The 21,217-nt window shown below is 42.4% G+C and carries 17 protein-coding genes and 2 pseudogenes; 18 read left to right on the forward strand and 1 reads right to left on the reverse strand.

Going from position 1 to position 21,217, the window contains the following annotated elements; all coding sequences use genetic code 11:
* Positions 1-497: 497 nt before the first annotated feature.
* The 18 genes and pseudogenes from yfmF to N8M93_RS14505 all read left to right on the forward strand — a co-directional run bounded on the left by yfmF (position 498) and on the right by N8M93_RS14505 (position 20,560).
* On the forward strand, positions 498-1,778 hold the full coding sequence (gene yfmF / locus N8M93_RS14420) for an EF-P 5-aminopentanol modification-associated protein YfmF (protein ID WP_261132953.1): 1,281 nt from the start codon (positions 498-500) through the stop codon (positions 1,776-1,778).
* A gap of 2 nt (positions 1,779-1,780) precedes the next feature.
* A complete protein-coding gene (yfmH, locus tag N8M93_RS14425) occupies positions 1,781-3,070 on the forward strand; it encodes an EF-P 5-aminopentanol modification-associated protein YfmH (RefSeq protein ID WP_261132954.1) in 1,290 nt (429 codons plus the stop codon).
* Between the two features lie 101 nt (positions 3,071-3,171).
* Positions 3,172-3,894 carry an elongation factor P 5-aminopentanone reductase gene (ymfI, locus tag N8M93_RS14430; protein WP_261132955.1) on the forward strand — a complete coding sequence of 241 codons (723 nt, stop codon included), beginning with the start codon at positions 3,172-3,174 and terminating at the stop codon, positions 3,892-3,894.
* Between the two features lie 168 nt (positions 3,895-4,062).
* Positions 4,063-4,314: a DUF3243 domain-containing protein gene (locus tag N8M93_RS14435; RefSeq protein ID WP_261132956.1), complete on the forward strand. Its 252-nt coding sequence runs from the start codon at positions 4,063-4,065 to the stop codon at positions 4,312-4,314.
* A gap of 314 nt (positions 4,315-4,628) precedes the next feature.
* The gene (locus N8M93_RS14440) at positions 4,629-5,411 is read left to right on the forward strand and encodes a DUF3388 domain-containing protein (RefSeq protein WP_261132957.1); all 783 of its coding nucleotides are present in this window, start codon (positions 4,629-4,631) and stop codon (positions 5,409-5,411) included.
* Positions 5,412-5,429: 18 nt separating this feature from the next.
* On the forward strand, positions 5,430-6,353 hold the full coding sequence (locus N8M93_RS14445; RefSeq protein WP_261132959.1) for a helix-turn-helix domain-containing protein: 924 nt from the start codon (positions 5,430-5,432) through the stop codon (positions 6,351-6,353).
* Positions 6,354-6,591: 238 nt separating this feature from the next.
* A complete protein-coding gene (gene pgsA, locus N8M93_RS14450; protein WP_261132961.1) occupies positions 6,592-7,170 on the forward strand; it encodes a CDP-diacylglycerol--glycerol-3-phosphate 3-phosphatidyltransferase in 579 nt (192 codons plus the stop codon).
* A gap of 106 nt (positions 7,171-7,276) precedes the next feature.
* Entirely contained in the window at positions 7,277-8,527 is a 1,251-nt protein-coding gene (locus N8M93_RS14455; protein ID WP_261132963.1) for a competence/damage-inducible protein A, read from the forward strand.
* Between the two features lie 85 nt (positions 8,528-8,612).
* A pseudogene (recA, locus tag N8M93_RS14460) lies at positions 8,613-9,221 on the forward strand (recombinase RecA); the annotation flags it as partial.
* A gap of 333 nt (positions 9,222-9,554) precedes the next feature.
* Positions 9,555-9,989, forward strand: a pseudogene (locus N8M93_RS14465) (DNA recombination/repair protein RecA); the annotation flags it as partial.
* Positions 9,990-10,710: 721 nt separating this feature from the next.
* On the forward strand, positions 10,711-12,279 hold the full coding sequence (gene rny / locus N8M93_RS14470) for a ribonuclease Y (RefSeq protein WP_221564477.1): 1,569 nt from the start codon (positions 10,711-10,713) through the stop codon (positions 12,277-12,279).
* Positions 12,280-12,615: 336 nt separating this feature from the next.
* Positions 12,616-13,410, forward strand: coding sequence for a TIGR00282 family metallophosphoesterase (locus tag N8M93_RS14475; RefSeq protein ID WP_261132966.1), 795 nt, complete (start codon positions 12,616-12,618; stop codon positions 13,408-13,410).
* A 91-nt stretch (positions 13,411-13,501) separates the two neighbouring features.
* Positions 13,502-13,762, forward strand: a complete 261-nt coding sequence (spoVS, locus tag N8M93_RS14480) for a stage V sporulation protein SpoVS (RefSeq protein ID WP_066446403.1) — start codon at positions 13,502-13,504, stop codon at positions 13,760-13,762.
* Positions 13,763-14,132: 370 nt separating this feature from the next.
* Positions 14,133-15,056, forward strand: coding sequence for a dipeptidase (locus N8M93_RS14485; RefSeq protein WP_261132973.1), 924 nt, complete (start codon positions 14,133-14,135; stop codon positions 15,054-15,056).
* 201 nt (positions 15,057-15,257) lie between these two features.
* The gene (locus N8M93_RS14490; protein ID WP_261133063.1) at positions 15,258-16,994 is read left to right on the forward strand and encodes a 2-oxoacid:acceptor oxidoreductase subunit alpha; all 1,737 of its coding nucleotides are present in this window, start codon (positions 15,258-15,260) and stop codon (positions 16,992-16,994) included.
* Positions 16,995-17,861: a 2-oxoacid:ferredoxin oxidoreductase subunit beta gene (locus N8M93_RS14495; protein ID WP_261132974.1), complete on the forward strand. Its 867-nt coding sequence runs from the start codon at positions 16,995-16,997 to the stop codon at positions 17,859-17,861. It abuts the gene before it with no gap.
* A 430-nt stretch (positions 17,862-18,291) separates the two neighbouring features.
* Positions 18,292-19,332 (forward strand): L-threonine 3-dehydrogenase, encoded by a 1,041-nt coding sequence (gene tdh, locus N8M93_RS14500; RefSeq protein WP_261132976.1) that lies wholly within the window; start codon positions 18,292-18,294, stop codon positions 19,330-19,332.
* Between the two features lie 49 nt (positions 19,333-19,381).
* Complete coding sequence (locus tag N8M93_RS14505) at positions 19,382-20,560, forward strand: glycine C-acetyltransferase (RefSeq protein WP_261132977.1); 1,179 nt, start codon at positions 19,382-19,384, stop codon at positions 20,558-20,560.
* Between the two features lie 111 nt (positions 20,561-20,671).
* Here N8M93_RS14505 and N8M93_RS14510 read toward each other — a convergent pair whose 3' ends face one another.
* Complete coding sequence (locus tag N8M93_RS14510; protein ID WP_261132979.1) at positions 20,672-21,205, reverse strand: DUF3189 family protein; 534 nt, start codon at positions 21,203-21,205, stop codon at positions 20,672-20,674.
* Between the last annotated feature and the right edge of the window lie 12 nt (positions 21,206-21,217).

Raw genomic sequence — 21,217 nt, forward strand, 5'->3', positions numbered from 1 at the left:
CAAGTTGGTTGGAGAGCAAGGTGCGGGACTCCTCGAAAATGAAATCGCATTTTCTTCGTGCGATGTAACGCTGTCGAAGCTTTCCTTGTCCTGCGGGCTCACCGCACGCCCCGCGGAAAGCGAGCATCCTGGAGCGGAAATCAACGACTTTTAAAGAAAACTTGGCGAGACCAAGCCTTTTGTAGGTCGAGCCTTAGTTGCCCTTATACTGAAGAAAGTATTTTATACTTTCTTTAAGTGCAAGAGCAACAAAACTAGCGAAAACATCCTTTAATATTAATGGCTGAAATTTTCTTTAAGGCGAAATGCACGTCACTTCAGCGGGAACAGCGAGACGAGTCCTCCTAACAAAAAAGTATATGTATAGCGATTACAATTAGCTTGCCTTCCGTTATGAAATTCTCATGAAAGAGTATTATAATGATGAGTGTTTCATGTTTCGTGGAAAAATGGGGTAAGCTATCAACAGAAAACCTGGCAAAGGAGAGGTTGAAGATATGACAAGGATAACAGAACCTCGAGTGGTATCTAATGAAGGGTATACACTGCATCTGATTGAAACAGAAAAATATAAGACAACGACGATTTCCATCCAGATAAAACGTAAGATTGAAGAAGAGAACGTAACAAAAAGAGCATTGTTAGCGCAAGTCTTGAAAGCTGGCACGAAATCCTATCCATCATCTTTACATATCCATCGCCTATTGGAAGATATGTACGGTGCGGGTTTTGTAACTTCTGTCGCAAAAAAAGGGGATTATCAGATCATCACGATCCGTATGGATGTTTCGAATGAAAAGTTTTTGCTGGACAATACACAACTTCTGGATCAGTCCCTTGAGTTCTTATCTGAAGTGATGTTGCAGCCATTGAGCGATGGTACGAAATTCGATGAGAATAATGTGAGAAAAGAAAAACGAGTCTTGAAACAGAAAATCCAATCGATCTATGATGATAAAATGCGTTTTGCGAATAAACGCCTTGTTGAAGAAATGTTCAAAGGCCGCCCGTATGCACAACATGCCTATGGGAAAGAAGAAGAGGTCGATGCCATTACTGCAGAAGAACTTTTCAACTATTATAAGGATGTAATGAATAAAGATGAAATCGATATCTATATCGTCGGCGACATCGATGGAGTGGAAGTGGAGCGTAAAGTTCTCTCAAGACTCGAACTGAGTGAACGAGTCAATGCGGATGAATCACCTTCCTCAGAAATCGATAACAGGACACAGGAAAATGTTGTTTTTGATGAACAGGACATTAAACAAGGAAAGCTCCATATCGGATATCGGACATCAATTACCTTTTCCGACCCAGCGTATTATGCCATTCAGGTCTTCAATGGAATATTCGGTGGATTTTCACATTCAAAATTGTTTATCAATGTCCGTGAAAAGGCGAGTCTAGCCTACTATGCAGTTTCAAGGATTGAAAGCCATGTAGGTGCTTTGTTCGTCATGTCAGGAATCGAATTCAAAAATTATGAAAAAGCGGTTTCGATCATAAAGGAACAAATGGACAAGATGAAGAATGGTGATATTTCAGAAGCTGAATTTTCACAGACCAAGGAGATGCTGCGGAATCAACTGCTCGAGTCTGTCGATAACCCGAACAGTTGGGTGGATCTGTTATATCATTCGAGAGTAGCCGGCATTGAGCGTTCTATCGATGAGTGGATAGAGGGGATTCAGGCGGTAACGATGGACGATGTCCAGAAAGCTGCCGAAACTGTAACGCTTGATACGATCTATTTCCTTAAAGGGGAGGGTCAATAACCATGAAAGAAACGTATTTTGATCAACTGCAAGAAACCCTTTATTCCGAAACATTAGACAATGGACTCCAGGTATATGTTTTACCGAAAAAAGGCTTTAATAAGACGTATGCAACCTTTACGACCAAATATGGTTCAGTCGATAACCATTTCACACCGATGGGTTCGGATGAGCCTGTCAAAGTTCCTGATGGCATCGCTCATTTTCTCGAACATAAATTGTTTGAAAAAGAGCACGGGGATGTTTTCCAGGATTTTAGTAAACAAGGCGCATCCGCTAATGCTTTCACATCTTTTACAAGAACGGCATATCTTTTCTCCAGTACATCAAATGTGAAGGAAAATTTGAAGACATTGATCGATTTTGTGCAAGCCCCTTATTTCACTGAAAAGACGGTAGAGAAAGAAAAAGGGATCATCGGACAGGAAATCGAGATGTATGATGATAATCCCGATTGGCGTGTATACTTCGGGGTGATCGAAAACATGTTCCATCATCATCCCGTAAAAATTGATATTGCGGGTACCGTTCCTTCCATAGCAAAGATTACAAAAGATTCACTTTACACATGCTACGAAACTTTTTACCATCCAAGCAACATGCTCTTATTTGTCGTCGGCAATATCGATGTCAAAGAAATCATGGGTCTCGTAAAAGAGAATCAGGACGGTAAAGATTTTGCTGCACCTGAAAAAATCGAGCGTTTTTTTGAAGATGAACCCCCTGAAGTCGCAAAAAAGAAATCAGTCATTAAAATGACTGTACAAACACCGAAGTGTATGGTTGGGTTCAAAGCGGCGACCCCTAAACGTTCAGGTGATGAACGCCTTAAATATGAACTAAGCATGAACCTTCTGCTCGATTATTTGTTCGGCCAAAGTTCGGATAATTATGAGGAATTATACGATGAAGGCTTGATCGATCAATCATTCTCGTTCGATTATACAGAGGAATCCGATTTCGGTTTCTCACTCATAGGGGGAGAAACAAGCGATCCGGATCGTTTGACAGAACGTATTTTTGAAATGATCGAGATGACCAAATCAAAAGGGATCGATGCAGACTCAATCGAACGTTTGAAGAAAAAGAAAATGGGCAGTTTCCTGAGATCGATGAATTCTCCAGAATATATCGCCAATCAATTCACCCGTTTCCAATTCGGAGATATGAATCTTTTCAATGTCATTGAGATGTATGCGAAGATCACACCTGATGATCTCCAAACGATAATGAATGATCACTTTAGGGAAAAAGCTTTTACAAGCTGTCAGGTACGACCAAAAAGCAGTTGAAAATAAAAACGGGAGAAGTGAGGCTGACTGGTAAAGTCAGTCTCTGCTTTATGTCTCCCGGAATTGAAATATTCAACACAATCTCAGTTGGGAGGGGTTCTATGAAATCCTATGCCTTAGTCACTGGCGCAAGTGGGGAAATCGGACAAGCAATTGCCCGGGAATTGGCTTCTCAAGGGTACAACTTGTATCTGCATTATTATCAGAATAAAGAAGCTGTTGAAAAACTACAGATGGAACTGGCGTCATCGATCGAATGTAAATTGCTCAATGCGAATTTAGCTGTACCGGAAGGACCAGGAATCTTAACCGAACAAATCAAAACTCCTGTCGATGTACTCGTTTATAATTGCGGTAGTTCGCATACCGGCCTGATAACGGATGTTTCTCAAAAGGAACTTGATGGGATGGTGCAGCTTCAATTAAAAAGCCCGTTCCAGCTCATACAACAACTTCTACCTTTGATGATCGAAAGGAAAAAAGGTTCGATCGTCATGATCACTTCGATATGGGGACAGACAGGTGCATCCTGTGAAGTTCTCTATTCAATGGTGAAAGGAGGTATGAACACGATGGTAAAAGCACTATCCAAAGAATTGGCACCGAGTGGGATCCGAGTCAATGCTGTCGCTCCTGGAATCATCGCAACGAAAATGAATGAACATCTTTCTGATGAAGAGATGGAAGCGATCTCAGAGGAAATACCGATTGGACGCTTTGGATTTCCGGCAGAAGTTTCGGATGCGGTAGGTTATTTGGTTTCCAAAAAATCATCCTATGTGACAGGTCATATCCTCCCGGTCAACGGTGCCTGGTATTGTTAAATACTGTTTTCTGAAAGTTGGCACGCTGACCGCACGGATTGAATTTCGTATAAATCAATAATATAAACGACATTACTAAAACCCTAGTTGAAAAAACGATGTATACTTTCCACTTTTTGAGACATGATAATGCTTGAACGATTTTATTTTTTCTAGGAGGGACTAGACATGTCTGTTCTTGATAACTGGAATGAGTGGAAAGGCTTCCTCAGTGAACGTTTACAACAAGCAGAGGAAAAAGGTATGAAGGATGGAGCGATTACAGAAATCGCTACTGAAATCGGAGGATACCTTGCTGATCAAGTTGAACCAAAAAATGCAGAAGAAAAAGTACTTGCAGACCTTTGGCATGTTGCAAATGAAGAAGAGCGTCATTCAATCGCAAGCATGATGGTCAAGCTTGTACAAGAAAGACGATAGGTGGAAAACTGGCTGATTCCAATTAGAGGATCAGCCTTTTTTCGTATAATCAAGGTAATACTATCATTTTGCTTCATACCTCTTACGAAGCAAAAGCAAAGCTTTCTCGAGGAACTAAGGCAATTCTTTGCACTAGGTTTAAGACTTGCCAAGTTTTCTTTACACCTCATGGCATAAGTGCAACTAAGGCAATTCTTTGCACTAGGTTTAAGACTTGCCAAGTTTTCTTTAATTTTACTTTTCTTAATGTAGAAAATCATTTATCATTAGAGAAAAGGATGTCGGATATTGGTGAACAGCGAAGGAGATGACTAATGGAACAACAGGAATGGTATTTAGAATATGAAATACATAAAAACCGTCCCGGGCTTCTAGGTGATATTTCTTCTTTGCTCGGTATGTTAGGGATAAATATTATTACAATCAACGGCGTTGACAATATGAGGCGCGGAATGTTGTTGTTGGTTCATAATTCTGAACAAGTCGAACGTCTGAAGACTATCCTTGAGACGATGGACAACATTACGATTACGAAAATGAGGAAACCGAAGCTCCGGGATATTTTAGCGGTCAGGCACGGGCGTTACATACAAAGAGATGCTGATGATAAAAAGACATTTCGGTTTGTCAGGGATGAACTTGGCTTGCTTGTTGATTTTATGGCTGAATTGTTCAAGGTTGACGGGCATAAACTCATCGGGATTCGCGGGATGCCCCGGGTCGGGAAAACTGAATCGATCGTAGCAGCAAGTGTATGTGCGAACAAGCGATGGATTTTCGTTTCTTCAACTCTTCTGAAACAAACGATACGCAGCCAATTGGCAGACGATGAATACAGCAATGATCATGTGTTTTTAGTTGATGGGATCGTTTCTTTAAAGCGGTCATCAGAAAAACACTGGCAGCTGATCCGTGAAGTCATGAGACTACCAGCAACCAAAATCGTTGAACACCCGGATATTTTTGTGAGGGATTCAGAGTACACGCTTGATGATTTTGATTATATTATTGAACTCCGAAGTAACCCTGAGGAAGAAATTACTTATGATGTCGTTGATGATACAAACCCTACATCCTTTGGTTTTGACTTTGAATAGTGGCAGGTGGTAGCAAGTATGACAGAGCTTGGTCAGCGCTTGAAAGAAGCGCGGTTGGAAAAACAATTATCATACGATGAGTTACAAGACAAGACGAAGATTCAGAAGAGGTACCTTCAAGCGATCGAAGAGGGGCATTATTCCGTCCTTCCAGGAGCATTTTACGCCCGAGCATTCATTAAAAATTATGCTGAAGCAGTAGGCCTTGATCCCGATATGCTTTTTGAAGAATATGCGAGTGAAGTGCCCGCTTCAAAAGAAGAGCCTACTGAATTCACGCCAAGATCCTCGAAATCCAAAGCAAATGTGCCGAAAGATAATAAATTGGCTAAGGTCATCCCATTATTATTAACAGCAGTTTTATTAATCGCACTTTTAATCGGATTTTACTGGGTAGTACAGAATTACAGTGGTAACAGCAGTTCTGAACCGAACAAAGATAATGTCGACAATTATGAAAGTGCTGAAGGTGAGAAACCACCGGAAGAATCATCAGATTCAACCGAAGGTACAGAAGGCAATAATGAAGAAGGCAATGAAGACTCAGAAGCTGATGGAACGGATGAAAGTGAAACCCAATCTGAAGAAGAAACCCCGGAACAGAAGCTGGAGGAACTATCTTCAGAAGGAAGTATCAAAACCTATTCCTTATCGGGGACAGACGAGTTCAACGTAGAGCTGAAAATAAACGGGGAAGCGTATATTGACGTGAAAGACGAATCAGGTAAAAACATTCAACCTGGCGGAAAAATATTCAAAAAAGAGGATGGTACGGTTTCGTACGATTTGGCGGACCACACTCAAGTTACCTTTAACATCGGTGCGACTCAGCATGTAGAGGTGACTGTCAATGGTGAATCTGTCACATACGCAGTTGAACCATCCAAGAGACCTCATCAGAAAATCGTTGTCCAGTACCAAAAAGGAACAGAAGAGCAATAATCAGAAGGATTGACTCAACCAGTAACTCTTACATGTTGAGTCGGTCCTTTTTTATACCGGCTCTGTCAATGCATAATGTTGCTTCGTGTAGAGGTTGATTGAGTATGAATCGTGACTCACATGAGGGATAATTTGATTGATCCTTTTCAATTTGACCATTCATTAGGATTCATTGTTTTCATTTCAGCCGTTTGTGGTAAAATATACATGCTTGAGCGATAACCGACAGGAGGCAGTTATGAACTTACCAAATAAAATAACAGTATCAAGAGTAATGTTGATTCCTATTTTCATGGTTTTCCTACTCGTTCCATTCGGCTGGGGGACCCTTGAAGTCATGAACGGGGAGATACCGACACATCATTTTATCGCTGCACTCATCTTCATTATTGCATCATGTACAGATTGGATTGACGGTTATTATGCAAGGAAATTGAACCTGGTCACGAACCTTGGGAAATTTCTTGACCCTCTGGCAGATAAGCTGTTGATTACAGCAGCTTTGATCGGACTTGTTGAACTGCAGCTTGCACCAGCCTGGATGGTCATTTTGATTTTAAGCCGTGAATTTGCGGTCACCGGACTACGGTTGATTGCAGCAGGTGATGGGGATGTCATTGCGGCAAGTCAGATGGGTAAATTGAAGACATGGATCCAAATCATTGCAATTGCAGCATTGTTACTTCATAATGTCCCGTTCACGATTGTTGGATTTCCTTTTGCTGACATAGCACTATGGGCAGCAACAATCATAACGGTCTACTCTGGATGGGATTATTTTATGAAAAACAAGCACATTATGCTAAAGTCGAAATAACGACAAAGAAAGGCTGACTCAACAAATAATGTGAAGTCAGCCTTATTCATTTAAACAATGGTTCTTTTTATGGAACCGCTACAAATTCAAAAGAGGTGCAGAATCTATGAATGCAGAAATCATTGCCATCGGCTCCGAGCTTTTATTGGGGCAAATCGCCAATACGAACGGCCAATTCATTTCTAAACAGTTAGCTGATCTAGGCATCAATGTTTTCCACCATTCTGTCGTCGGGGATAACAAACAACGGTTGATTTCTACGATTAAAACCGCTGAAGAACGTTCTGACTTGTTGGTTTTCACCGGTGGCTTAGGACCAACAAAGGATGACCTCACGAAAGAAACGATTGCAGAACATCTTAGACTTCCTTTGATTGAAAATAAGGAAGCGATGGACTTTATTGAAGGTTATTATGAGAAAATCCAACAACCGATGTCTGAGAATAATCGTAGACAAGCCCTCGTGTTCGATGGTGCTGCAGTATTACCGAATAATAACGGCATGGCCCCTGGAATTGCCTTGCAACAGGAAAACAAGACTTACATACTCCTGCCTGGTCCACCGAAGGAAATGAGACCGATGTTCACTGATTTTGCAATTCCGTACATTCAACAGGTGAGAGGTGAAGATGTAGAACGCATCCTTTCACGTGTCCTGCGGTTCTATGGGATTGGTGAATCGGCACTCGAGACGAAATTGATGGACCTTATTGAAAGCCAGACGAATCCTACAATCGCACCTCTGGCCGGTAATTTCGAGGTGACCTTGAGACTGACCGCCAAATGTGAAACCCAAGATCAGGGTGAAGCGATGATCGATGAACTCGAAAGGCAGATTTTAGATCGGGTCGGCAACTTCTTTTATGGTTATGATGATACCACGCTTTCCTACGAAACCTTCGATACATTGCAAGACAAAGAACTGACTGTTTCTTGTGCGGAGAGTCTAACGGGTGGATTATTCGGGCATGCATTGACGAAACAGCCTGGAGCGGGACAAGTTTTGCAGGGCGGAATCATTTGCTATCAGAACGAGATCAAGAAGAACCAACTGAAGATTCCCGAAAAAGTGTTGGATGACGATGGTGCCGTGAGTGAAACGTGTGCGAAATTGATGGCTGAAAATGTGCGTGAATTATTCAATAGTGATTATGGCATCAGTTTTACCGGAGTAGCCGGACCGAATGAAATGGAGGGTAAACCTCCTGGAACCGTTTATATCGGAATAGCATCTTCCCGTGGGACCAACATATATCCCCTTCGTTTAGCTGGTGATCGGAATGCGGTCAGGACCCGGACAGTCAATTATGGATTGTTTTATTTATTGAAGGAACTTGTTGGAAAGTCTATTTCGTAAAAGGCGAATAAATGTTCGTAAAAAGTATTGGCAAACGAGATGAAAAAAGGTATGATGAAGTTAGTTAATTTTAAGGAGTGATTGCATGAGTGATCGTAAAGCTGCATTAGATATGGCATTAAGACAAATAGAGAAGCAATTCGGTAAAGGATCTGTCATGAAGTTGGGAGAACAAACAGAAAATCGTGTTTCTACAACTTCAAGCGGATCGCTCGCAGTGGATATCGCACTTGGCGTGGGCGGTTATCCTCGTGGCAGGATCATCGAAGTTTATGGACCTGAGTCTTCCGGTAAAACAACTGTAGCCCTGCACGCCATTGCTGAAGCACAACGGAACGGCGGACAGGCAGCATTCATCGATGCTGAGCATGCCCTTGACCCGGTTTACGCTGAAAAGCTCGGTGTGGATATCAATGAATTGTTGCTTTCACAGCCAGACACTGGGGAGCAGGCGTTAGAGATCGCAGAAGCACTCGTACGAAGCGGAGCGGTCGATATCCTGATCATCGACTCTGTAGCTGCACTGGTTCCGAAAGCAGAGATCGAAGGGGAAATGGGTGACTCGCACGTAGGACTTCAAGCTCGTTTGATGTCACAAGCCCTTCGTAAATTGTCCGGTGCGATCAGCAAATCAAAAACGACAGCGATCTTCATCAACCAGATCCGTGAGAAGGTCGGCGTCATGTTTGGAAATCAACGATTAGTCGCTTAATCTGTGATGGATTAAGGAGTTTACTATGGGTTTCCCATGCTAGTGATAGCATGTTTAAAAAACCTTGTGAACCTTATTGCCTAAGGGTGTGGCATGTTGAATGCTGCTAACGGTGAAGCCCTCCGCAAGATGGGTAATACCGTGCCAAGCCTTTTACAGGAAGGTGTAGAGACTACCGAAAAGGACTCTCTGAAGAGTCAACCTAGTAGGGTACGGCAGAAGATAGGCTCCTGCTGGAAGTGCAAGGCTCTCAGTCATAATTACTGAGATGAAGAGATAGTCCACACTATAGAGATGGAAAATCTATAGATCATGCCAGAAACGACTCCTGGGGGACGCGCCCTCAAATTCTACTCATCTGTACGTCTGGAAGTACGAAGAGCAGAAACGTTGAAGCAAGGTAACGACATGGTCGGAAACAAGACACGGATCAAGGTCGTCAAGAACAAAGTCGCACCTCCGTTCAAAACAGCGGAAGTGGATATCATGTATGGAGAAGGAATCTCAAGACAAGGAGAAATCCTTGATATCGGATCTGAAATTGATGTTGTCCAAAAGAGTGGTGCTTGGTACTCGTTCAATGGCGACCGTCTAGGCCAGGGGCGTGAGAATGCAAAGCAGTTCTTGAAGGAAAACGAAGCGATCCAAAACGAAATCTATCAGCAAGTCCGGGCATACTACCAATTGAACACAGAAACTGCGGCTGCAAAAGAAGATTCAGACACAGAAGAACAAGATTCATTAGTATGATTATTTAACGAAAGATGACTCGAAATCCCCCGGTAAAGTCGGGAAGGATCCCCGGGTCATCTTTTTATTTATTTTTAGGATCGGCTGTTTTCGGATAGATTGTTTTGGAAGGCTCTTTTCTAAAACATTGTTGCTTTTGAGTCATTTTAAAAAATCACCGTGTGCATGTTTGATTGGAGAGCAAGGTGGGAGACTCCTCGAAAATAAAATTCGCATTTTCTTTGTGCGATGTAACGCTGCCGAAGCTTTCCTTGTCCTGCAGGAACAATTGGACAGGTGAAACCATTCAATATCGCAAGGCGACGAGCGAGCTCACCGCACGCCCCGCGGAAAGCGAGCATCCTGGAGTGGACATCAACGACTTTTAATGGAAACTTGGCGAGATCAAGCCTTTTGTAGGTCGAGCCTTTTTTGCCCTTATACTGAAGAAAGTAATTTTTACTTTCTTTATGTGCAAGAGCAACAAAGTTTGCGAAAACAGCCGTTTGGAAAGTAAGTGAATTTCTGGAGATCAGACTCATTCCAATCGCTTTTCATTGCCAACTAAACTCTCTATTGACAGCTCTTGACATTAAAAATAGACAACTATACAATTAGTGTATATTGTTTGATTACTTTTACAATTGTTAAACAATGAAACCGCTGTATGTGAATAGCTAGCTTGATCGAAAACTATTCAAATTTACACCCAACAATTAGATAGCAAGAGGAGGTGAATGGTATGTATATTGACATAATCGTCCTCATCTCCATTTTGCTTGTCTCTGCAATCGTGTTTGCAGTTGTTGGATATCTTGTTCGTAAATCAATTGCTGAAGCGAAAATTTCTAGTGCCGAGCATGCGGCGAAACAGATTATCGAAGATGGAAAACGAGAAGCTGAAGCTAGCAAAAAAGAAGCTTTGCTCGAAGCGAAAGATGAAATGCATAAGCAACGGGTAGAAGCTGAAAGTGAAATTCGCGAACGCAGATCAGAACTTCAAAAACAAGAACATCGATTGGTACAAAAAGAAGAGGTCCTTGACCGCAAAAGTGAAACCTTAGATAAAAAAGAGGAATCATTAGAAAAAAGGGAGGATACTCTCACCAAAAAACAACAACAAATTGAAGAGATGGAAAGCAAAGTGGAGCAGGTGTTGCAGCAACAGCAACTGGAACTCGAACGTCTATCTGGAGTTTCACGCGATGAAGCGAAGCAGATGATCATGGAACAAGCCCAGTCGGAAATCGATCATGAGCTTGCAGCTATGATTAAGGAACGTGAAATACGCGCGAAAGAAGAAGCAGATAAGAAGGCGAAAGAGATTTTATCTCTTGCCATCCAGCGTTGTGCTGCCGACCACGTAGCGGAAACAACTGTTTCCGTTGTCAATCTGCCGAACGATGAGATGAAAGGTAGGATCATCGGTCGTGAAGGACGTAATATACGTACTCTTGAAACATTGACGGGAATCGATCTGATAATCGATGATACACCTGAAGCGGTCATTCTTTCCGGATTTGATCCAATCAGGAGAGAGATTGCAAGAATTGCACTTGATAAACTTGTTTCCGATGGACGGATTCATCCTGCACGAATTGAAGAAATGGTGGATAAGTCTAGAAGAGAAGTTGACGAGTATATCCGGGAAATCGGTGAACAGACTACCTTTGAGATTGGTGTACATGGCTTGCACCCTGACCTGATCAAGGTCCTGGGACGCTTGAAGTACCGTACAAGTTACGGTCAAAACGTACTCAAACATTCAATGGAAGTCGCTCACTTGACTGGATTGATGGCTGCAGAGCTTGGAGAAGATGTAAACGTAGCTCGCCGGGCTGGATTGCTCCATGATATCGGAAAAGCAATCGACCATGAGGTGGAAGGAAGTCACGTTGAAATCGGTGTAGAACTTGCTCAGAAATATAAGGAACACCCGATCGTCATCAATAGTATTGCTTCCCACCACGGAGATACTGAACCAACGTCAATCATCGCGGTTTTGGTTGCTGCTGCAGATGCATTATCTGCCGCAAGACCTGGAGCTCGTAGAGAGACGCTTGAAACATACATCAAGCGACTTGAAAAGCTTGAAGAGATTTCTGAATCCTTCGATGGTGTCGAGAAATCATTTGCAATCCAAGCTGGACGTGAAATCCGGATCATGGTACGCCCTGACATGGTGGATGACATTGCATCCCACCGATTGGCACGGGACATCACCAAGAAGATTGAAGATGAACTCGATTATCCTGGACATATCAAAGTTACAGTCATTCGGGAAACAAGAGCAGTTGAATATGCGAAATAAAGCGGCGGAAACGCCGCTTTATTTATTTGTCCAGGTTCTTCTAGAATTAGAAATCATTCAAGAGTTATAGAGATATTTCCCGAGTTGTAGAGGTAATTCAAAAGTTGTAGAGATCATTCGTGTATTTTTTGGTGTATGTGCGACTTGGACTCGAGACGAAAGATGAGTAGACCGTAAACGTGTAATAAATCAACGTAAATTCACTCAAAATGACATAGTTTTATTATCATACTCGTGAATATTCCCTATTATTAATTGGACACCATCCATACAACATGGCATATTAGAAGAAACAATGCTCAAGAAGTTATTTTGCAATAGAAAGGGTAATAATCAATGAGAATTTTATTTATTGGTGACATTGTCGGTTCACCTGGCCGAGCAATGGTTGAAACATATCTTCCAAAATTGAAAACCAAGTATCAACCTACACTAACCATCATTAACGGGGAAAACGCCGCTCATGGCCGTGGCATAACTGAAAAGATCACAAAAAACTTGAAGCAATGGGGTGCTCAAGCAATAACAATGGGGAACCACACCTGGGACAATAAAGAGATCTTCAACTTCATTGATGATGTTCCACAAATGGTCCGTCCAGCTAACTTCCCAGAAGGAACACCTGGACAAGGATATACCTTCGTGAAAATCAACGACATCGAAGTAGCTGTCGTCAATCTTCAAGGCCGGACCTTCATGCCTCCCCTTGATTGTCCCTTCCGTAAAGCAGATGAAATCATCAATGAGGTGAAAACACGTACTCCTTACATATTTGTTGACTTCCATGCTGAAGCGACAAGTGAAAAACAAGCGCTTGCCTGGTACTTGGATGGGCAAGTATCAGCTGTTGTAGGGACGCATACACACGTGCAGACCTCCGATAATCGTGTCCTGCCAGGAGGTACTGCTTACATTTCAGATGTTGGAATGACTGGCCCTTATGATGGAATCCTCGGAATGAGCAAAGATGCTGTTCTTAAAAAATTCCTAACAAATCTACCAGTTAGGTTTGAAGTCGAAAATGGGCGGGAACAGTTAAGTGGAGTCTTAATCGATCTTGAACGGGAGACTGGGAGAGCCAAATCGATTAGAAGGATCCAAATCAACGATGATCATCCTTTCACAGAATAGTCTTGGAAGAGCTTTTGAACTTTTAAAGGAATACAAGCTCACATCGTGAATATAGTAGAAGTGGTAGGATATCAATAAGGAGGTACAAATCATGGAAATATTAAAAGTTTCAGCAAAGTCCAATCCAAATTCTGTAGCTGGCGCATTAGCCGGAGTCCTCCGTGAAAGAGGGGCAGCCGAAATCCAGGCAATCGGTGCTGGCGCCTTGAATCAGGCTGTGAAAGCAGTAGCTATCGCTCGAGGATTTGTAGCACCCAGTGGAGTTGACCTCATTTGTATCCCTGCATTTACAGATATCTTGATTGAGGGTGAAGAAAGAACCGCAATCAAGTTGATCGTTGAACCAAGATGATGATGTGTGAGGCCTGTTTGTTCTAATGGACAAACAGGCTTTTTGCATATGTTGCATTGCAATATTGGTGAAGTGACCACCAATTCGCACACCACTGCATCAATTCTTTTGTTACAGCCTCTTTGTCAGTCTTCCAGTGATTAAACAGTTAGCTTCCTCTTTTCGTTTACCCGAAAAGGGTGGGGAAACTTAATGATATTTAAGGAAAGAAAGGTTTTCAATCTAGCATGTTTGCATATATCATTGTATGTATAGTAGGATTCTTGTCCAAAATGGAATACTGGAACTCGCTTGGCACCTGCTCGTCATATGGGACCAAGTTTTTTCAAGTTTCAATGGATAAGTTCATCATTTACTAAGGAGGTACATAATGAAAATATTCGACGCCCATTGTGACGCGTTATTGAAGCTATGGCGAGATCCTCAGTTGACATTTTCTGATTCTGACCATCTCCAAGTCTCTTACCCTGGTTTAAAAGAAGCGGGAGCGAAAGTTCAATGTTTCGCCGTTTTCGTACCAGAGGAAGTGGTCGGGGATGCAAGATTTCAGGCTGCTATTGAAATGATTGACATCTTTTACGAAAAGATCGTAAAGCCTTATCCTGATTTGAAGCTGATCCAAACAAAGGAAGACATCTCTTTACTTGGTGAAGATGATATCGGGGTGATGCTCACACTAGAGGGCTGTGGACCGGTTGCGAATGACCTCTCGAGGCTGCGCACGTTACTTCATCTTGGTGTTCGTTCTGTAGGACTTACGTGGAACTTCGCCAATGATCTTGCAGATGGCGTTCGTGAAATAAGGCAAACGGGACTATCAAACCTGGGGAAAGAAGCTGTTTCTCTCCTTGATGAGGAAAAAGTTTGGACAGATGTCTCCCATCTGGCCGAAGCTGGGTTTTGGGATGTGATGGAGTTGACAGATTACGTCATTGCTTCACATTCGAACGTGAAGAAACTATGTAACCATCCGAGGAATCTGAATGATCGCCAAATCAAGGCTTTGATTGAAAAAGATGCGGTGATGGGGATAACGTTCGTCCCGTATTTCCTGAAAACCCGTTCACCGGTTCGGATCACAGAAATCCTCAAGCATATCGATTATGTCGCTTCATTAGGCGGTGTGAATAACATCGGTTTTGGCTCAGACTTCGACGGAATCTCTGAAACAGTCGTTGGCCTGGATACCTATTTCGGGTATGAGATGCTGATCAACGAATTGCAGAAGCATTTTTCTGAAGCGCATGTCAGAGGTTTCTGCTTTGATAATTTCAATAGAAGGATAAATTTTTAGTAAATTTCCAATAGTCCAATGAATGGAAGAATTTTTCGGTAGAATACTTGCATTTTTATAGTGTTAGGTCTATTATTGTAGACGTTATAAATCATTTTTCTTCCCAAATTTCAGAGGCTTTTTACTCGGAGGATTTGGTTGAAAAAATACATCTATATGATTGAAATATTGATTGGAACAATTAAAGGGGTGGAGTTTCAAATGGTAGATCAACTTTCATGGAAAGTTGGCGGACAGCAAGGTGAAGGAATCGATAGTACTGGTGAGGTCTTTTCCCTTGCACAAAACCGATTAGGTTATTATCTGTATACATACCGTCACTTTTCGTCACGTATCAAAGGAGGTCACACGAACAACAAGATTCGTGTTTCCACGAAAGAGATCGGTGCTGTATCGGATGAATTGGATATCTTGGTCGCATTCGATCAGGAAACGATCGACGTAAACTATCATGAGTTGCACGCAGAAGGATTGATCATTGCAGACGCAAAATTCAACCCGACTGCACCTGAAGATTGCAAAGCCAAGTTGTATGCGGTTCCATTTACTGAGATTGCGAATGAATTAGGGACTTCTTTGATGAAAAACATGGTTGCCATTGGTGCGACAAGTGCGATTCTTGGCCAATCTACAGAAGAATACCGTGAAATCGTCCAGGAAGTCTACGGACGTAAAGGTGAAAAAGTAGTCGAGAAGAACATGGAAGCGCTGCGTCAGGGTGCAGAGTATTTCAATGAGCAAGCAGGAGGCCCGATTGAACGTCTCCAGCTTGAAAAAGCTGACGGTAAGAAGCGTATGTTCATGATCGGGAATGATGCGATTTCTTTAGGCTTCTTGGTTGGTGGCGTACGTTTCATGTCTGCATATCCGATTACACCAGCATCAGAAATCATGGAATATATGATTAAACATCTTCCTAAGTATGGTGGTACTGTCATCCAAACGGAAGATGAAATCGCAGCTGCGACGATGGCGATCGGCGCTAACTATGCTGGAGTACGTACGATCACTGCATCAGCGGGACCTGGCCTTTCACTGATGATGGAATCAATCGGTCTTTCTGGTATCACAGAAACTCCACTTGTAATCGTAGATACACAACGTGGCGGCCCATCTACTGGTCTGCCGACAAAGCAGGAGCAATCTGATTTGATGGCGATGATCTACGGCACTCATGGCGAGATTCCTAAGGTCGTCATAGCACCGAGTACTGCTGAAGAAGCCTTCCATGATGCTGTAGAAGCATTGAACATCGCAGAAGAATATCAATGTCCTGTAATCGTGTTGTCCGATTTGCAGCTTTCACTTGGTAAGCAAACGGTTCAACCGCTAGACTACAGTAAGACAGAAATTCGCCGTGGCAAACTCCAGACCGAGGAATTGCCAGAGCTTGAAGCGAAAGAGTACTTCAAACGTTATGAAGTCACTGAAGATGGTGTGTCACCGCGTGTAACTCCTGGCATGAAGAATGGGATCCATCACGTGACTGGTGTGGAACATGATCAAACAGGGAAACCATCTGAAGTAGCGGAAAACCGTCAGGCTCAAATGGATAAACGAAATCGGAAACTTGAGAATTTGAAGTTCCATAATCCAGTGTACAAAAATGCGAAACATGAGGAAGCGGATGTCCTCGTGGTCGGTTTCAACTCTACAAGAGGAGCAATCGAAGAGATGATGCCTCGTTTAGAAGAAGATGGAATCAAAGTCAATCATGCGCATGTACGTCTGATTCACCCGTTCCCGACAAAAGAAATGCAGGAAATGGTCGACTCTGCTAAGAAAGTTATCGTCGTTGAAAATAACTCGACCGGTCAACTTGCAAATATCATGAAGATGAATCTTGGGAATCTGGATAAGATCAACAACGTCTTGAAATACAACGGGAACCCATTCCTACCTTCAGAAATCTACACGAAATGCAAGGAGCTGGTATAGATGGCAACATTCAAAGATTTTCGTAACCAAGTAAAACCAAACTGGTGTCCAGGTTGTGGAGATTTCTCGGTGCAAGCTGCAATCCAGCGTGCGGCTGCTAATATCGGCTTAGAGCCGGATGATCTTGCAGTCGTTTCTGGTATTGGATGTTCCGGTCGTATTTCAGGTTACATCAATTCTTATGGATTCCATGGGATTCATGGCCGTTCATTACCGATCGCGCAAGGCGTGAAAATGGCGAATCGCGATTTGACTGTCATCGCATCTGGTGGCGATGGGGATGGATTTGCAATTGGTATGGGTCATACAATACATGCCATCCGTCGAAATATCGATGTGACATACATTGTCATGGATAACCAGATCTATGGATTGACGAAAGGACAAACGTCTCCTCGATCTGAATTTGGATTCAAGACGAAGAGCACACCCGAAGGATCAGTTGAATCTTCCATTTCAATCATGGAAACTGCATTGACTGCTGGGGCAACCTTTGTTGCACAGAGCTTCTCAAGTGATTTGAAGGAATTAACTTCATTGATCGAACAAGGAATGCAGCATAAAGGATTCTCGCTGATCAACGTATTCAGTCCTTGTGTTACCTACAATAAAGTGAATACGTACGATTGGTTTAAAGAAAATCTCGTCAGCCTGGCTGATGTGGAGAATTATGATTCTTCAAACCGGATGATTGCGATGCAAACGCTTATGGAGAACAATGGTCTTGTGAAAGGTTTGATTTACCAGGATAAGAATAAGAAATCTTATCAGGAACTCGCACATGGTTACAGTGAGACGGCATTATCCAAAGCAGACTTGAGCATTGATGATAAGCAATTCGAGGAATTGATTTCCGAGTTTATGTAAGAATTAAAGACTGAACCTCATCCGGACCGGGTGGGGTTTTTTTAATCTTACACTTGAAGAAAGTATATAAAACTTTCTTCAGTATTAACGCTAATCCTGCACCAAAGGCTTGGCTTCGCTGCGCTAAGTTTTCTTTAGGATTTGTTAAATAATACTGGTGAGTTGTTAACTCAGTTTGATTGAAACGAAATTTGCATATACTCATGCATAAAAGCGAGTGAATTGGTGAGACATAACATAGCCTTGAATAGCTAATTATAAAACTAAATGAGGAATGTATAGTTTCCGCAACAGAATTGCAAAATGAATAAGAGACTTCCATCCGTTATAACAGTATGTTTCTCTCAGGTGGACACACCTTTACTACTTTTTGTTGGCATGATACAATTTCAGAGGGAAATTATTTGTTAAGTTTAAAGGAGTGTTCATCTTGGAAGGAAAAATGAAGGCGATTGTAAAACACCATCGCGGCAAAGGTGCTAAGCTAGAGATGGTCGATATCCCTCAAATAAAAAAAGATGAAGTATTGATCAAAGTAAAAGCAACTTCTATTTGTGGCACAGATGTACATATTTATGCATGGGATGAATGGTCAGCAAGCCGTGTGAATCCGCCGTATGTATTCGGGCATGAATTTGCAGGGGAAGTCGTTGAAATTGGTGAAGATGTAACTAATGTGAGAATTGGTGACTCCGTTTCTGCTGAGACTCACATCGTTTGTGGAGAATGCCCGCAATGCCTGACGGGTAATGCGCATATTTGTCGTAATACGAAAATCATCGGTGTCGATATCGATGGATGTTTTGCGGAATACGTAGCACTCCCAGCTAAAAACTTATGGGTAAATGACCCGGAGCTTCCGTTGGCAGTCGGTTCTGTTCAAGAGCCGATGGGAAATGCTGTTCATACAGTTCTTGCTGGTGATGTTGCAGGCAGAACTGTCGCGATAATCGGTTGCGGTCCTATCGGACTAATGGCTGTGGGAGTCGCAAAAGCAGCTGGAGCTTCACAGGTGATTGCATATGACCTGAATGAATATCGTCTGGATCTCGCAAAAGAAATGGGAGCGACGACTACTGTCAACTCGAAAGAACAAAAACCTGTCGAAGTGGCTATGAGCCTGACAGATGGAAACGGTGTAGAGGTCGTGTGTGAAATGTCTGGACATCCTGCAGCGATCGATCAAGGCTTCAAGATGCTTACGAATGGTGGCCGCATGGCGATCTTAAGTCTTCCTGTAAAACCCGTTGAAGTCGACATCACAAATGATATCGTTTTCAAAGGGATCACTGTCCAGGGAATCACCGGACGGAAGATGTTCGAAACATGGCGTCAGGTTGCAGGTCTATTAGGTTCAGGTCAAGTTGATGTCGAAAAGATGATTACACATGAATTCCCATTAGAAGACTTTGAAAAAGGTTTCGACTTGATGCTTCAGGGCAAATGTGGAAAAGTGGTATTGAAACCATAAGAATTTGGAAAATGATTCAGCAATTAAATAATGACAGGAGGAATTACCAGTGAAAGGTTTTGAGTATCTCCAAAAAGAACTTGATGAAATGAAGTCAGAAGGTGTATTTCGTGAATTGATCCCTCTCGAATCCGAACAGGGTTCACGTGTGGTGATCAAAGGAAAAGAAGTCATCCAGCTTTCCTCAAACAACTACTTAGGTCTGACCGACCATCCTCGTATGAAGCAAGCTGCATTGGATGCAGTAGAAAAGTACGGTGTAGGTACTGGATCTGTACGGACGATTGCGGGTACTTTGGCGATGCATGAGGAATACGAAAAGAAGCTTGCAGAATTCAAGCATACAGAAGCTGCCCTTGTATTCCAATCAGGTTTTACAACGAACCAGGGTGTTCTTTCTTCAATTCTTACAAAAGAAGATGTCGTCATATCCGATGAATTGAATCACGCATCAATCATCGATGGAATTCGTTTGACGAAGGCAGATAGAAAGATCTACAATCACGTTGATGTAGAAGATCTTGAACGTGCATTGAAAGAATCCTCTGAATACCGTGTCCGTCTTGTCGTGACAGACGGTGTGTTTTCAATGGACGGAAATATTGCGCCACTTCCTGATATTGTAAAGCTTTGTGAAAAATACGATGCCATCCTGATGGTTGATGATGCCCACTCTAGTGGTGTCCTTGGCCGTAATGGGCGTGGATCGATCGATCATTTCGACTTGAACGGACGCGTACATATTCAAGTTGGAACATTAAGCAAAGCGATTGGTGTCCTGGGTGGTTACGTCGCTAGTACACAAGCTTTGAGAGATTATCTGATCCATAAAGGTCGTCCTTTCTTGTTCAGTACATCTCATCCTCCTGCAGTAACAGCAGCATGTTCAGCAGCGATCGATGTGCTTTTAGAAGAACCCGAACTCATTGATAAGTTATGGGACAATGCAAAATTCTTCAAGGACGGATTGCAGAAGCTCGGGTTTGATACTGGTAAGAGTGAAACGCCGATTACCCCTGTTGTTGTAGGAGATGCTGCACTAGCCCATAAATTATCGGATAAACTGTTCGAATTTGGTGTTTTTGCTCAAGGTATCGGATTCCCTACTGTTGCAAAAGGATCCGCACGTGTGCGTACCATTGTGACTGCCCAGCATTCAAAAGATGATTTGCAGGAAGCGCTTGATGCTTTTGAGAAGGCTGGTAAAGAACTGAATATCATTAAATAAGGTGTTTTTAGAAAACACACTAAAACAAAATCAAAGAGGCTGTTCCAAAAAGAGTGTCAGACACCTTATGGAACAGCCTCTTTATGACTTTTTGAATCAATCCTATCTGCTCTATGTGGTTCCTTCTGTAGTATAAGTGGCCGTTTGGATCATATTGTTTTCCAGCACTAATACACCTGTTCTGGAATTCCGGGCCATATTTCGTGTATGGTCTACTAGTTGGATAATTTGATCATAGGATTGTTTCGCTCCTCTGACCAGTAAAGGGACACCGATCGTATCGATTTTCAATCGTCGCGAGAATAGTCCCCCAAAAGTCATTGCTAAAGGCACAGTTGGTGACGTGTTCGAAAAAATGATTCTCTCTTTTTCTTCATTTCTTTCTTGCAATATCAAACTCAGGTTTTTCAAACTTTCTACGACATTTTTGTCATTCCCTCTTCCAAGTGTAAAAACTGAATCCCCGTCTTTGTCCTTACCATGGAATATGATCCTTCCCATATCAGAGGTTTTCAGCTTATTAAAGTATTTTACATTTAGTATTTGTTCTTTCGTTAAATTTCCAGGAGGCAGTTGCTCTAAATGATAGGCAGCAGCTAAAGCAGTGGAGTGGGTCCCTCCGTAATCATTGTATATGAAGATCATGTTTTCACCTCA

The sequence above is a fragment of the Bacillus sp. Marseille-Q3570 genome, assembly GCF_946151055.1.
Taxonomy (GTDB): Bacteria; Bacillota; Bacilli; order Bacillales; family Fictibacillaceae; genus Pseudalkalibacillus.